The sequence below is a fragment of the Rhodococcus triatomae genome, from assembly GCF_014217785.1.
GTDB lineage: Bacteria > Actinomycetota > Actinomycetes > Mycobacteriales > Mycobacteriaceae > Rhodococcus_F > Rhodococcus_F triatomae.
On sequence record NZ_CP048814.1, the window covers coordinates 2,665,320 to 2,679,314 of the forward strand.

The 13,995-nt window shown below is 69.4% G+C and carries 12 protein-coding genes; 5 read left to right on the plus strand and 7 right to left on the minus strand.

Annotation, left to right across the window (positions count from 1 at the left end):
• Window positions 1-30: 30 nt before the first annotated feature.
• The 3 genes from G4H71_RS12560 to G4H71_RS12570 all read right to left on the minus strand — a co-directional run bounded on the left by G4H71_RS12560 (window position 31) and on the right by G4H71_RS12570 (window position 3,925).
• Window positions 31-1,974, minus strand: a complete 1,944-nt coding sequence (locus tag G4H71_RS12560; RefSeq protein ID WP_072737130.1) for a M13 family metallopeptidase — start codon at window positions 1,972-1,974, stop codon at window positions 31-33.
• 74 nt (window positions 1,975-2,048) lie between these two features.
• On the minus strand, window positions 2,049-2,813 hold the full coding sequence (locus tag G4H71_RS12565) for a pirin family protein (RefSeq protein ID WP_072737276.1): 765 nt from the start codon (window positions 2,811-2,813) through the stop codon (window positions 2,049-2,051).
• A gap of 155 nt (window positions 2,814-2,968) precedes the next feature.
• Window positions 2,969-3,925, minus strand: coding sequence for a pirin family protein (locus tag G4H71_RS12570; protein ID WP_072737129.1), 957 nt, complete (start codon window positions 3,923-3,925; stop codon window positions 2,969-2,971).
• Between the two features lie 120 nt (window positions 3,926-4,045).
• On the opposite strand from G4H71_RS12570, the gene G4H71_RS12575 reads away from it, so the two are divergent.
• Complete coding sequence (locus tag G4H71_RS12575; RefSeq protein WP_174561830.1) at window positions 4,046-4,693, plus strand: alpha/beta hydrolase family protein; 648 nt, start codon at window positions 4,046-4,048, stop codon at window positions 4,691-4,693.
• A gap of 8 nt (window positions 4,694-4,701) precedes the next feature.
• Here G4H71_RS12575 and G4H71_RS12580 read toward each other — a convergent pair whose 3' ends face one another.
• Entirely contained in the window at window positions 4,702-5,154 is a 453-nt protein-coding gene (locus tag G4H71_RS12580; RefSeq protein WP_072737275.1) for a flavin reductase family protein, read from the minus strand.
• A 163-nt stretch (window positions 5,155-5,317) separates the two neighbouring features.
• Here G4H71_RS12580 and G4H71_RS12585 point away from each other — a divergent pair, with 163 nt between their 5' ends.
• Window positions 5,318-6,217 carry an alpha/beta fold hydrolase gene (locus G4H71_RS12585; RefSeq protein ID WP_072737127.1) on the plus strand — a complete coding sequence of 300 codons (900 nt, stop codon included), beginning with the start codon at window positions 5,318-5,320 and terminating at the stop codon, window positions 6,215-6,217.
• Window positions 6,218-6,265: 48 nt separating this feature from the next.
• Here the strand turns inward: G4H71_RS12585 and G4H71_RS12590 are convergent, their stop codons facing one another.
• Window positions 6,266-6,859, minus strand: a complete 594-nt coding sequence (locus G4H71_RS12590) for a phosphoribosylanthranilate isomerase (RefSeq protein ID WP_072737274.1) — start codon at window positions 6,857-6,859, stop codon at window positions 6,266-6,268.
• A 40-nt stretch (window positions 6,860-6,899) separates the two neighbouring features.
• Here G4H71_RS12590 and G4H71_RS12595 point away from each other — a divergent pair, with 40 nt between their 5' ends.
• Together G4H71_RS12595 and G4H71_RS12600 are read left to right on the plus strand one after the other, a co-directional pair.
• The gene (locus G4H71_RS12595) at window positions 6,900-8,201 is read left to right on the plus strand and encodes an alpha/beta hydrolase (protein WP_072737126.1); all 1,302 of its coding nucleotides are present in this window, start codon (window positions 6,900-6,902) and stop codon (window positions 8,199-8,201) included.
• A gap of 42 nt (window positions 8,202-8,243) precedes the next feature.
• Window positions 8,244-9,476, plus strand: a complete 1,233-nt coding sequence (locus G4H71_RS12600) for an acyl-CoA dehydrogenase family protein (protein ID WP_072737125.1) — start codon at window positions 8,244-8,246, stop codon at window positions 9,474-9,476.
• Window positions 9,477-9,482: 6 nt separating this feature from the next.
• Here the strand turns inward: G4H71_RS12600 and G4H71_RS12605 are convergent, their stop codons facing one another.
• Entirely contained in the window at window positions 9,483-10,271 is a 789-nt protein-coding gene (locus G4H71_RS12605) for an alpha/beta fold hydrolase (RefSeq protein ID WP_072737124.1), read from the minus strand.
• Window positions 10,272-10,286: 15 nt separating this feature from the next.
• Complete coding sequence (locus tag G4H71_RS12610) at window positions 10,287-11,900, minus strand: ABC-F family ATP-binding cassette domain-containing protein (RefSeq protein WP_072737123.1); 1,614 nt, start codon at window positions 11,898-11,900, stop codon at window positions 10,287-10,289.
• Window positions 11,901-12,106: 206 nt separating this feature from the next.
• Here G4H71_RS12610 and G4H71_RS12615 point away from each other — a divergent pair, with 206 nt between their 5' ends.
• The gene (locus G4H71_RS12615; protein ID WP_072737122.1) at window positions 12,107-13,945 is read left to right on the plus strand and encodes a penicillin-binding transpeptidase domain-containing protein; all 1,839 of its coding nucleotides are present in this window, start codon (window positions 12,107-12,109) and stop codon (window positions 13,943-13,945) included.
• Window positions 13,946-13,995: the final 50 nt, after the last annotated feature.

The window sequence follows — 13,995 nt, forward strand, 5'->3', positions numbered from 1 at the left end:
TCGGGGCGCGGACGGTGAGCCGGGTCCGGGTCACCAGATCCGTACGCGGCGTTCCGGTTCGAGGTACAGGGCGTCGCCGGGCCGGACGTCGAAGGCCTCGTGGAACGAATCGAGGTTCCGGATCACGCCGTTGCAGCGGAACTCCGGGGGCGAGCGCGGATCGACCGCCAGACGCCGGATCGCCTCGGCGTCGCGGGCTTTGGTCCGCCACACCTGCGCCCAGCCGAAGAACACCCGCTGGAGCCCCGTGAGCCCGTCGAGCACCGGGGGTTCGGTGCCGTCCGTCGCGATCCGGTACGCCTCGAGAGCGATGGACAGCCCGCCGAGATCACCGATGTTCTCGCCGATGGTGAACTCGCCGTTGACATGATGCCCGGGAAGGGCTTTCGGCTCGAACAGGTTGTACTGCGCGATGAGTTCCGCGGTGCGCTTGCCGAACTCGGCGCGGTCGGAATCGGTCCACCAGTCCACCATGTTGCCGTCGCCGTCGTACTTGGCCCCCTGGTCGTCGAACCCGTGGCCGATCTCGTGGCCGATGACGGCACCGATCCCGCCGTAATTGGCGGCGTCGTCGGCGTCGGGATCGAAGAACGGCGGTTGCAGGATGGCGGCGGGGAAGACGATCTCGTTCATCCCGGGGTTGTAGTAGGCGTTGACCGTCTGCGGGGTCATGAACCACTCGTCGCGATCCACCGGACCACCGAGCTTGGCCAGGTCACGGTCGTACTCGGCGGCATAGCCGCGCCGATAGTTGCCGACCAGATCGTCTTCCACGATCACGACACGCGAGTAGTCGCGCCAGGTGTCCGGGTAGCCGATCTTCGGAGTGAACTTCTCGAGCTTGGTCAGGGCCGCTTGCCGGGTGTCCGGCCCCATCCAGTCCAGGGCCGTGATCGACCGGCGGTACGCCTCGATGAGGTGCGCGACGAGTTCGCGCACCCGTACCTTGGCGTCTCCGGGGAAGTGCCGCTCGACGTAGATCTTGCCCACGGCCTCGCCGAGCAGGTCCTGTACCAGCGAGACGCCGCGCTTCCACCGTTCCCGGTTCTCCTCCGCGCCGGTGAGGATGCGTCCGTAGAAGTCGAAGTTCTCGTCCACGAGGGCCGAGGTCAGGTAGGGCGCGCGTGCGTGCACGACCCGCCAGGCCGCCCACGCCTTCCAGTCGTCCAGCGACTCGCTCTGCCACAGGCCCGCGAAGGTGGTGAGGAAGTCCGGCTGGCGCACGACGATCTCGGCGAAGTCCTGGCCCGAGCCGCCGAGAGCGGTGGTCCAGCCCGCCCAGTCGAAGCCCTCCGGCAGCTCGCCGAACGTGAGCAGGTTGTAGCCGAGTTCGGCGTCCCGCCGACGGACGACGTCCCAGTGCCCGGCGGCCAGTTTCGTCTCGAGAGCCATCACGCGCTCGGGGTCGTGGTCCAGGCCGGCCAGCGTGAACATCCGGCCGATGTGCCGGACGTAGGCGGCGCGTGTCTCGGCGTACTCGTCCTCGCGGTAGTACGACTCGTCCGGAAGGCCGATCCCGGACTGGGTGAAGTGCATGAGATAGCGGGAGGAATCCTTGGCGTCGGTGTCGACGTAGTGGCCCACGGCACCGCCGATGCCGGTGCGTTGCAGACCGGCGAGAACCGCGGCCAGAGCGACTCGGTCGGGTGCGTCCGCGACGTCCGCGAGTTCCGAGGCGATCGGGGTCAGGCCCGCTTCCTCGACCTGGTCCTCGGCCAGGAAGCTGGCGTAGAGATCGCCGATCCGCTGGGCGTCCGTGCCTTCCGGGGGCGAGGATTCCGAGGCCTCGAGGATGATGGTCTTGACGTCCTCTTCGGCCTTGTCGTAGAGATACCGGAAGGCTCCGTCGACCGCGCGGTCGGCCGGGATCGTATAGTTCGCCAGCCACTGTCCGTTGACGTGCTCGAACAGGTCGTCCTGGGGGCGGGTGTCGCCGTCGACATGGGTCAGGTCGATGCCGGATTTCGTGGTCATCGTTCCATACTTACACCGGTTGCCCGCCCGCTGCCGGGCCCCGGTGGTAGCCCGCGGCCACAGGGCCGCGCCGGCTACTCGCCGATTCGCTTGTGCATCTCCCACACCAGGACCTCGGCGCCGTCCGCCGAGGTGATCCGCTGCCCGCCCGAGTGCGTGAGCCGGACGGCATCGCCCTCGTCCAGAGATCCGACGCCCTCGAGCTCGACCCGTCCACGGGCGACGAAGACGTGCAGGTAGGGCGCCTCCGGTAGGACGACGTCGGTGCCGGGGCGCAGCCGGGCGACGTGCAGGCCCGCCGCCCTGTTGTTGATCCGGATCGCCGCGTGATCTCGGTGCTCGGGCATGCCGGACGCGACCGGGACCAGCCCGCCCTTCAGCAACTCGTCCTCGATCTCGAGTTGCTCGTATCCGGGGTCGAGGCGGGGTTCGTCGGGCACCACCCACATCTGGACGAACCGCACCGGCTGATGGTGCTCGGTGCCCTCGAGCCGCCAGCTGTCGTTCTTCTCCGAGTGCATGATGCCGCGGCCGGCGCTCATCCGCTGCGCGAGGCCCGGGTAGATGACCCCGGAGTGTCCCATCGAGTCCTGATGCACCAGCGAGCCCCGTAGAACCCAGGTGACGATCTCCATGTCCTTGTGCGGGTGGGTGTCGAACCCCTCGCCGGGGAGCACGGTGTCGTCGTTGTTGACCAGGAGCAGTCCGTGGTGGGTGTTGTCGGGGTCGTAGTGCTGGCCGAAGGAGAACGAGTGTTTCGAGTCCAGCCAGGAGATGCGCGTCGAGAGACGGTCGCCCGCTCGGTGGACGTGGACGCGGGGGATACTGACAGCGGACATCGTCGGGCCTCCTTCGGTGATACCGATCAAGGGTACGAGGTGGTGCGGGTCACCGGACGCGGGACCAGGTGTCGATACCGCAACGGAAACACGCCCGCCCCCATCGGAATTCAGGGACGGGCGTACGACCTGCCCGGCGTGCGGGCGCCCACCGGTCAGTCGCGGGTCTCGGTGGGCACCCCGAGGCGACCCGCCTGGAAGTCCTCGAACGCCTGCATCACCTCGGCGCGCGTGTTCATCACGAACGGGCCGGCCATCGCGACAGGCTCGCGAATCGGCTTGCCGCCGATCAGGTAGACCTCGAGCGATTCGCTGCGCGAATCCTGGGTGTCCGCCGCGGCGAGGGTGACCGTGTCGCCGCGGCCGAAGACCGACAGCTGCCCGGTGTGCACGGGGCGCCGCTCCGAGCCGACGAGCCCGTTGCCCGCCATCACGTACGCGAGGGCATTGAACTCGGGGTTCCACGGCAGCGTCACCGAGGCGCCGGGAGCGATACTGAGGTGCGCGATGCTGATCGGCGTGTAGGTCGACCCCGGTCCCCGATGGCCGTCGATCTCCCCGGCGATGACCCGGATCAGCGCGCCGCCGTCCGGGGACGAGAGGAGTGCGACCTCCTTACCGGTGATGTCCTGGTAGCGAGGAGTCGTCATCTTGTCGCTGCGGGGCAGGTTCACCCACAACTGCATGCCGTGGAAGAGTCCGCCACTGACGACGAGGTGTTCCGGCGGTGCCTCGATGTGCAGGATGCCCTCACCTGCGGTCATCCACTGGGTGTCGCCGCCGCCGATGACGCCGCCGCCACCGTGGGAGTCCTGGTGCTCCATGATTCCGTCGATCATGTAGGTGACCGTCTCGAAGCCCCGGTGCGGGTGCCAGGGAGTGCCCTTCGGTTCGCCCGGTGCGTAGTTCACCTCGCCCATCTGGTCCATGTGGATGAACGGGTCCAGTGCGCCGAGGCTCACGCCGGCGAAGGCGCGCCGGACCGGGAATCCCTCGCCCTCGTAGCCCTGTGGGGCGGTGGTCACGGTCTTGACCGGCCGATCCGTGGACTGCGGCTCGGGAGCGTTCACGCGGGGCAGGGTCAGGATGTCGTCGACAGTCACAGCGGGCACGGGGGCCTCCTCGGGTAGTTGATTTGTCAACTATATCCCTGGGTGCAACGCTGCCGGCCCGCGGCTATTCCCCGGCAGTTCACGGCTGGGGGGCGCGGCCGGTCCACTACCGTGGACGGAATGAGCGAACTGGTGGACCGCGGCGGAATCCGCGGGTTCCTGCACCGCCCCGACGGCGACATCGTCGGTGGTGTGGTGTTCGCACACGGTGCGGGCGGCAACAGCGACTCGCTGCTCCTGCGGGCGCTCGCCGCCGGGCTCGCCGCGGAGGGGTTCCTCGTCCTGCGCTTCGACCTGCCCTACCGTCAGCGCCGGCCGTCGGGCCCGCCGCATCCGTCGAAGGCGGCGGAGGACCGGGCCGGGATCGAGGCGGCGATCGCCGAGATGCGGGCATTCGTCCCCGGTAGCCCGGTGATCGCGGGAGGGCAGTCCTACGGAGGCAGGCAGACGTCGATGCTGCTCGCCGAACAGCCGGACCTCGCCGACGGGCTGCTCCTCACGTCGTATCCGCTGCACCCGCCGGGCAAGCCGGAGAAGGCGCGCACCGAGCATCTCCCGCAGCTGCGCACGCCCACCGTCGTGGTGCACGGGTCGAAGGACACCTTCGCGACGACGGCGGAGATCACCGCGGCCCTCGACCTGATCCCGGCCCCGACGACGCTCGTGGAGATCGACGGTGGGCGGCACGATCTGTCCCCCGAGAAGTTCCCCGTCGTCGCACGCACCGTCGAGGCAGTGCTGCGGGAGCTGCCGACCGGGGACCGCTGACGCGCTCGTCAGGCGGGGTGCCCCGGTGTGAGGTGACGGATGTCGAAGAACGAGACCACGGGCACGTCGCGACGGATCTCCGTGGCGACGGGTTCGAGGAGATGGCCGACGTGATCGCCGAGCGGGACACGTTCGAGGATGCGTCCACACATCCACGCGGCGGCGTCGTCGAGGATCGGTAATCCGGGGCTCTCCCGCACCAGCCCCTCCGTCCACGCGCATTCGGCGAACTTGTCGATCTCGTCGCCCGTCCTTCCGCCGAACAGCTCCGCGAGATCGCGCCGCTCCTTACCGATGAGGTGGACGGCGAGATAGTCGGCGTCGGCAGCCACGGTGAAGGTGTGGTTGACCCGCGACAGCCCGGCGAGGAAGCGCGGGGGACGAATGCTGATCCGGGTGGCGAACCCCATCAGGCACCCGGCGCGGCGACCGTCGGCGGACACCGTGGTGACGATGTACATCGGGACGTCCGGCAGATCCGTGAACTGCTCGTACACCGCTGCCACGTCGGTGTCCGCAGTGCTGTCGGTGTCCGCAGTGCTGTCGGTGTCCGCAGTGCTCATGGGGATATTCAGGCACAGGCCGCACGCGGGCGCAACGGAAGCGTGTGGGTATGTTCGATCGATGAGCACCGAGCACACGCACACGACGCCGGGGTGGTTCGATCGGGCACTGGCGGCTCCGGTCGAGACGGGCAGGGTCGACGTCGCCGGCGCCGAGGTGACCTACCGGGCCTGGGGGCCGGTGGGTGCACCCGGGATCGTGTTGATCCACGGCGGGGCCGCGCACAGCCGCTGGTGGGATCATCTGGCCCCGCAGCTCGCGGAGGGTCGGCGGGTCGTCGCGCTCGATCTCAGTGGGCACGGGGACAGTGACCGTCGGGCCGACTACTCGCTCGAGCGCTGGGCCGAGGAGGCTCTCGCCGTGGCGAAACCTGCCGGAATCGACGGTGCCCCGGTGTTCGTCGGGCACAGCATGGGCGGCATGGTCGCGTTCGTCGCGGCGCGGCTGTTCGGCGCGGAGCTGGGCGGGGTGGTGCTGATCGACTCTCCGGTGCACGCCAGGACGCCGGAGGAGGAAGCAGCCCGCAGGCGCCGGGCCTTCGGGCCGGTCAAGGTGTATCCGACGCGTGAGGAAGCGCTCGCACACTTCCGGTTCGTACCGCCGCAGGACAGTGCCGTTCCCGCGGTCCTCGCCCATGTCGCGGAGCACTCGATGAGGCCGGTGGAGGGCGGCTGGTCGTGGAAGTTCGACGCGGCGATGATGTCACGCGGCGGTAGCGAGCACCTCGGTGCCGACGACCCGCGCTGCCGAATCGCCTATTTCCGCGCCGAGCACGGAATCATCTCCGACGCCGTGATGGCCGACATGCGTGAGCGATTCGGTCCGACCGCGATCGTCGCCGAGATTCCGGACGCCGGGCACCACGTGATGATCGACCAGCCGTTGCCGTTGGTCGCGGGAATCCGCACCGTGCTGGCCGCGTGGGCGAGCGAGGACCGCGTCGCCGGTCTCCCGACCTAGCGGCCCCATCCCGTCACGGCCCCGCGGAGCGGGCCGGGCGCGAACGGCTCAGTCGGCTCGAACGGCACGTACGGCGGCGACGAACTTCTCGATCAGAGCCGGGTCCTTGACGCCGCGCTCGGATTCGACGCCACTGGAGACATCGACGCCCCACGCGCCGGTCGCGGCGAGGGCATCGGCCACGTTGTCCGGGTCGAGCCCGCCGGCCAGGATCCACCCGCCGTCGGGTGCCGTGGTCGACGACCAGTCCCAGGTGCGCCCCGCGCCCGCGACGGCGCCGTCGACCAGCAGCCGGTCGGCGCCGAGATCGCCCGAGGTGTCGCCCGCGACGATCGCCCGGACGACGTGCAGACCCGCGGCGTGCAGGCGCGCCACCTGCTGCGCATCGACCAGGTCGTGAACCTGGACCGTGCGCAACCCGGTGCGGGCGGCGACGGCGAGGATCTCCTCGATCGGGTTGCCCTTGAACACTCCCACCGGCACCGTCCCGGTCGCGGCACGGGCGACGAGCGGGGCAGCGTCGTCGGGGGAGATCTGCCGGACACTGGCCGCGAAGACGAACCCGACGGCATCGACGCCGAGGCGCACTGCCGTGTCCACCGACATGTCGTCGCGCAACCCGCAGACCTTGATGAACGTCACGACGACCACTTTACGGGCCGCGCCGTTCTAGGCTTCCGGAGTGGAGTGGCTCAGCAGACTCGACGTGATCTCGGGCCCCGTGCCGCCGATCGTGACCGCGTTCGGCGTGGCCGGTGCGCTCTGGCTTCTCGCGGGCCGGGCTCCGTGGTACCGGCGGCAGGCTCTGCCGATCTGTGCCGTCGCCGCCGTGGTGGTCACCGCGCTGCTCTGGGTGCTGGTGGAGAAGGTGCTGCGACCCTTCCCGGATCCGATCGAGCTGCCGGTGTACCTGTGGATCGGGGCGGCGCTGCTGGCCTTGCTCCTCGTCGTTCCTCGGGCCCTGGTCCGCCGGCGGGTGCGTTCGGCCGTCGCCGCGGTGGTGGCTGCCCTCGCCGTCCTGCTGACGTCCGCCCTGCAGATCAACCTGGTGTTCGATGCGTATCCGACACTGGGGACCGTCGTCGGGCGGGAGGAGTTCGACCGCCGGTCTGCTGCCGACGTCGAGGTGCGGACCGAGAACGTGGTGACCGGCACCCCGTTGCAGGGAGCGTGGACGCCGCCGGCCGGCATGCCGGACCGGGGATCGGTGGTGACGATGCCCGTCCCGGGGCCGGTGTCCGGGTTCGCTGCCCGGGACGCCGAGGTCTACTTCCCCCCGGCCTACTTCACCGACCCGCGTCCGTTGCTGCCCGTCCTGGTGCTGCTGGCCGGCCAGCCGGGGAGTCCGGAGGATTGGCTCGCCGGGGGCCGGATGGCCACCACGATGGACGAGTTCGCGCGCGGCCACGACGGTCTCGCCCCGATCGTCGTCGTGGCCGACGGCACCGGGTCCCAGTTCGCGAACCCGCTCTGTGTGGACTCGGCTGCCGGGAACGTCGACACGTACCTGTCCACCGACGTCCCCGCGTGGGTGCGTTCCACCCTCCAGGTGGACGAGGATCCGAGGGCGTGGGCGATCGGTGGGCTCTCCTACGGTGGTACGTGTGCGCTGCAGATGGCGACCAACCATCCGCAGGTGTACCCCACCTTCCTGGACATCTCCGGACAGGAGGAACCGACGCTCGGCGACCGGCAGCGCACCCTGGACGAGGCGTTCGGTGGCGACGAACAGGCCTTCGAGAAGGTCAATCCGCTCGACATCCTGGCGCGTGAGCGGTTTCCGGACTCGGCCGGCGTGTTCGTCGTCGGCAGCGACGACGCCGACTACCGGCCGGGCGCGCAGAAGGTCTACCAGGCGGCGAAGGACGCGGGCATGGACGTGCGTTACGTCGAACTGCCGGGAGGGCACAGCTTCGCGGTCTGGTCGGCGGGCCTCGAGCAGGAGCTCGGCTGGTTGGCGCAGCGCCTGGGGATCACGGGCTGACATACCCTGTCGAAAAACGAGAACGTGTTCTATTGTCGGGGCATGTACCAGTGGTCCGATACCGATCTGATGTTCCGCGAGGCGCTCCGAGGCTTCATCGACAAAGAAGTGCGGCCCCACGTGGACCGGCTCGAGACCGGCGAGCTCCCACCGTTCGACATCATCCGGAAGCTGTTCTCCACCTTCGGGCTCGACGAACTCGCGCGGGAGTCGCTCGGCAAGTCACTCGCGCGCGAACGTGGCGAATCCACGGAGCAGGGCGGCTCCGGTGACTCCGGCGTGTTCAAGGGGGCGGGCAGCACGGCCGTGCTCCTGAACTCGGAACTCGCCGGAGTCAGCCTCGGCCTGGTCGCCTCGATGGGCGTGAGCCTGGGGCTCACGGTGGGCACGATCCGCAGCCGTGGCACCCTCGCCCAGAAGGAGAGGTGGCTGCCGGGACTGGTGACGTTCGAGAAGGTCGGTGCCTGGGCCATCACGGAGCCGGATTCCGGGTCGGATGCGTTCGGCGGAATGAAGTCCTACGTGCGCCGCGACGGTGACGACTACATCCTCAACGGGCAGAAGACGTTCATCACCAACGGGCCGTACGCCGACGTCGTCATCGTGTACGCCAAGCTCGACGACGGGGACACCTCGATCGATCGGCGGGACCGGAAGGTGCTCGCGTTCATCCTCGACAAGGGCATGGAAGGTCTCACCCAGAGCCCACCGTTCAAGAAGATGGGAATGAACTCCTCCCCGACCGGGGAGCTCTTCTTCGACAACGTGCGCATCACCCCCGACCGACTTCTCGGGGAGAGCGAGGACGGCGGGAAATCCGATGGAAAGTCCAGTGCCAAAGACAGTTTCGCGGCAGAACGAATCGGGATCGCGTCACTGGCTCTCGGGGTCATCAACGAATGTCATCGGCTGTGCGTCGACTACGCCAAGTCCCGCAAGCTCTGGGGACGTGAGATCGCGCAGTTCCAGCTGATCCAGCTCAAGCTCGCCGAGATGGAGATCGCCCGGATCAACGTGCAGAACATGGTCTTCAACGCGATCGAACGCACGGCGGCGGGAGACCCGGTCACCCTCGCGGAGGCGTCGGCGATGAAGCTGTACTCGTCCCGCGCCGCGACGGAGGTCGCGATGGAGGCGGTGCAGTTGTTCGGCGGCAACGGCTACATGGCCGAGTACCGGGTCGAGCAGCTCGCGCGAGATGCGAAGTCGCTCATGATCTACGCCGGTTCCAACGAGATCCAGGTCACGCACATCGCGAAGGGGCTGCTCGCCTGATCCGGGTCACCGGGAGGTGAGCAGCGGCTCGACCACGGCCAGGATCTCGTCCCTCGCGGCGATCGTGGTCGAGTGATCGCGGCCAGGAACGATCGCCAGCGACGCCTCGGGGATCACGGTGGCGAGGTGCCGGGCATCCTCGATCCGGTGAGTGTCCTCGGAGCCCACGAAGATCAGGGTGGGGGCGACGATCTGCCGGAGCAGCCGGTCCGGGATTCCCGGCTCGAGATCACTGCGCCGCATGTAGGCGGCCATCGCCGAGGGGTCGTTGGCGGAGAACGCGGCGCGGGTCGAGGGATCGATCGGCCGTGCCCGCACCGCGTTCCACCGATCGAGGAACGCGTCGATGCCCTCGTCGGCCAGCACGTCCGCGGCGCCGGGGAAGTACAACCGGTCGAAGGCGCCCGCGCGGGGCCGGCTGCTTCCCCCGCCGACGATCAACCCGGACACCCGATCCGGGGCCCGGGTGGCGAGCCCGAGCGCGACGAGGCCGCCGAACGAGTAGCCCAGCACGTGGGTGCGGCGGACACCGGCCTCGTCGAGCACGGCGAGCACGTCGCCGACCACGAGGTCGAGCGCATAGTCGTCCACCCCGTGAGGTCTGGCGCTACGCCCGTGACCCCGCAGGTCCACCAGGATCAGCCGGTATCGGTCGCGTAGTGCCCGTGCATACCCGAAGCCGCGCCAGATCGCCCGGGACAGGGCGCTGCCGTGCAGCAACAGCACCGGAGGGCCGTCACCGACGATCTCGTACGAGATGCGGGTTCCGTCGACCGGGTTGTGGATGTCGGGCACGTGGCCGAGTCTGCCTCACGTGTGGTCCTCGAGCGCGTCGGGTGTGAGTTCCAGCCGCCGCGTGACCCCGAGGTCGTCCACGAACCGTCGATCGTGGCTCACCACGACCAGCGCACCCTCGTAGTCCGCCAGGGCTTCGGTGAGATTCGCCAGGCTCGCCAGATCGAGGTTGTTGGTCGGCTCGTCCAGCACGAGCAGCTGCGGGGCCGGGTCGGCGAGCAGCACCGTCGCCAGCGCGGCCCGCAGCCGTTCGCCGCCGGACAGCACTCGCACCGGGACGTCGGCGTCGGCGCCACGGAACAGGAAGCGCGCCAACCGGGAACGCACGTGCTCGGCCGTCGCCGTGGGCGCCGCGACGGCTACGTTCTCCGCGACGGTCGCCTCCTCGTCGAAGACGTCCAGGCGCTGCGGAAGCACCCGATACGGTACTCGGGGACCCGCCGCGACCAGCCTGTCGAGCAGGGTGGACTTGCCGACACCGTTCTTCCCCGTGAGCGCGATCCGCTCCGGGCCCACGATCGTGAGCGCCACGTCCTGACCGGTCGCGAGTGTGGTCTCGGCCAACTCGACGACGACACGCCCTGCAGGGACCCGGGTGTCCGGCAGATCCACCCGGATCTCCCGGTCGTCGCGGACCGCCTCCCGGGCCCGGGTCAGTGTGGACTCCGCATCCTCGAGCTTGGCGATGTGGCTGTTCCGCAACTTTCCGGCCGACACCTGAGCGGCCCGCTTGCGCGCTCCCATCACGATCTTGGGCTCGCGCTTGTTCTCGAACATCTTCTGTCCGTAGCGCGCTCGGCGATCGATCTTGGTGCGTGCCTCGACCAACTCGCGTTTCTGCTTCTGCATGTCCCCGCGGGCATCGCGGACCGCGGCGCGGGCGGCTTCCTGTTCGGCGTCGATCACCTCCCGGTAGTGCGTGTAGTTGCCGCCGAACGTGCGGACGGCCCCGTCGCGGACCTCGGCGATCGAATCCATCCGATCGAGCAGCTCACGGTCGTGGCCGACAACGAGCACCGTTCCCGAAAACTGTTGCAGTGCAGCGTGAAGGTGCGCGCGAGATGCCTCGTCGAGGTTGTTCGTCGGCTCGTCGAGAAGCAGGATGTCCGGCTCGGCGAGCAATTGGGCGGTGAGGCCGAGGAGCACGGTTTCCCCACCCGACAGGCTGCCGACCGTGCGCTCGAGCGCCGCCGGATCCGGGACGATCGTGTGGAGACCGAGACGATGCAGCAGGGAGATCGCGCGCTCCTCGATGTCCCACGCGCCGGCCATCCGGTCGAAGTCCTCCTCACTGCCCGCGCCGGATTCGATTCGTTGCAGCGCGGCCCTCGCGTCGGCGATTCCGAGGATCCTCTCGACCGCGACACTCGCGTCGAGAGTGATGTCCTGCGGGAGGTAGGCCACGGAACCCGCCGCGGTCACCGAACCCCGGTCCGGGCGCAGTGCTCCGGGCAGGCTCGGACGCACCGCGCCGGCGACGATCCGCAGCAGGCTGGACTTGCCGGATCCGTTGAGGCCGACGATGCCGGTGCGCCCGGCCCCGAAAGTGACGTCGAGAGAGTCGAAGAGGGGAGTGCCGTCCGGCCAGGACAGCGAGATGTCGGAAAGAACGACAGGGTATACGGCCATGACAGACCTCCAGAGGTGCGATACGAGTACGCGCGAATCACCTCTGAACGAGCAACGGCCTGGGACCTCCTGTGCGGAAACAACGACCGGACCAGACTACGTGCGTGGTCCGTGCCGGTGCAACGGATTATTCGCGCTCGGCATTCCCGGCGCGGGTTCGGCTGCCGATGACGGCGGGACGAACGACCGGCGCGGCCACTCGAGGCATGATCGGAAGCGTGCGTATCCCGAAGCGGTCCTTCGCCGTCAGCTCCGTCGCCGCGCTCACTCTGGGGCTCCTCGCCGCATGCAGTCTCGGCCCGGACCAGCCCCGGACCGTCGCCGAGGAGTTCGCCGCCGCGCTCGGCAGCGGCGACGTGGAAGCCGCCGCGGCACTGACCGACGATCCCGATGCCGCCGCCGACACCCTCTCCGCGGCATTCGACGGCCTCGGCGCCACCGAGCATTCGTTCACCGTGACCGCTGCGGAGGAGACCGGAGACGATGCGGGCACCTTCTCGCTCGACGCCTCCTGGACATTCGGGGAGGGGACATTCGGGGAGGGGACATTCGGGGAGGGGACGTCCGGGGAGGGCACGTCCGGCGAGGGACAGACCTGGGACTACTCGACCAGCGGCACCGCGGTGCGGGTCGGGGACGAGTGGCGCGTCGACTTCGACCCGGCGGTGCTGATTCCGGGTATGACCGCCGGGCAATCGGTGCGCTACACGCCGACGCTCGGCCCTGCCCCGGAGATCCTCTCCTCCTCGGGTGCTCCGCTGATGCAGGAGCAGGTGGTGACGGTCGTGAGCATCGACGGCACCGCCGACACCGCCGCGCTCGCGAACCTGCTCGCGCCGATCGCGCCGACGATCACCGCGCAGTCCCTCACCGAGTCGGTCGCCGCCGCCCAGGGCGCGCCGGTCACGGCGATCACCCTGCGGGCCGAGGACCACGCGCCGATCGCGGCCGCACTGAGTGCGATGACGGGGGTGACGTCATCGGAGCAGACGCGGTTGCTCGCGGTCGACCGGGACCTCGCCTCGCCGGTGTTCGGCGACCTCACCACGCTGTGGCAGGAACGCCAGGACGAATCGGCGGGCTGGGCGGTGCAGCTGGTGCAGCCGGACGGCACGGCGACGACGATCGCCGGGCAGGACGGGACCCCCGCCGAGGACATCGCCACCACCCTCGATCTGGACCTGCAGTACGCCGCCGAGAGCGCGCTGGCCGATCTGCCGCAGCAGGCGGCGATCGTCGCGATCGCTCCGTCGACCGGCGAGGTGCTCGCGGTGGCGCAGAACGCGTCGGCCGACGCACTGGGACCGATCGCCCTCACCGGCCTCTACCCGCCCGGATCGACGTTCAAGACCGTCACGACTTCCGCGGCCCTGCAGTCCGGGGAGGTCACCCCGGACACCGTGCTGCCCTGCCCCGGCACCGAGAACATCGAGGGGCGGCAGATACCGAACGACGACAATTTCGACCTGGGCTCGGTCCCGCTGCACACGGCTTTCGCCCGGTCCTGCAACACCACGATGGGCCGCCTCGCCGTCGGGCTCGGCCCGGATGCGCTCACCGACGCCGCACTGCAGTTCGGGCTGGGCATCGACTACGTGACTCCGGGTCTGACCACGGTCACGGGTTCGGTGCCGCCCGCCGAGACCCCGGCGGCGCGCGTGGAGTCCGCCATCGGTCAGGGCACGGTCACGGCGTCCCCGTTCGGGATGGCGCTCGTCGCGGCGTCCATCGCGGACGGCACCACCCCGTCGCCGACGATCGTGCGCGGTGCGACCGCGTCCGCCGACCGTACGGCTCCTCCGGTGCCGCCCGAGGTGACTGCGGATCTGCGGGCCATGATGCGCGAGACGGTCACCGCGGGCACCGCCACCGACCTCGCCGACATCCCCGGTGTACTCGGTAAGACCGGTACCGCGGAGACCGGAAGTGGTTCCGCGCATGGATGGTTCGTCGGGATCACGGACGATCTCGCGTTTGCGGTGTTCGTGGCCGAAGGTGACAGTTCGGCACCGGCGGTGCAGGCCGCGGGGCGTTTTCTGCGATGAAACCCGTCGAGTGTTGCGATTCGGGGGCAAGTTGTGGCTCAACCGTAATG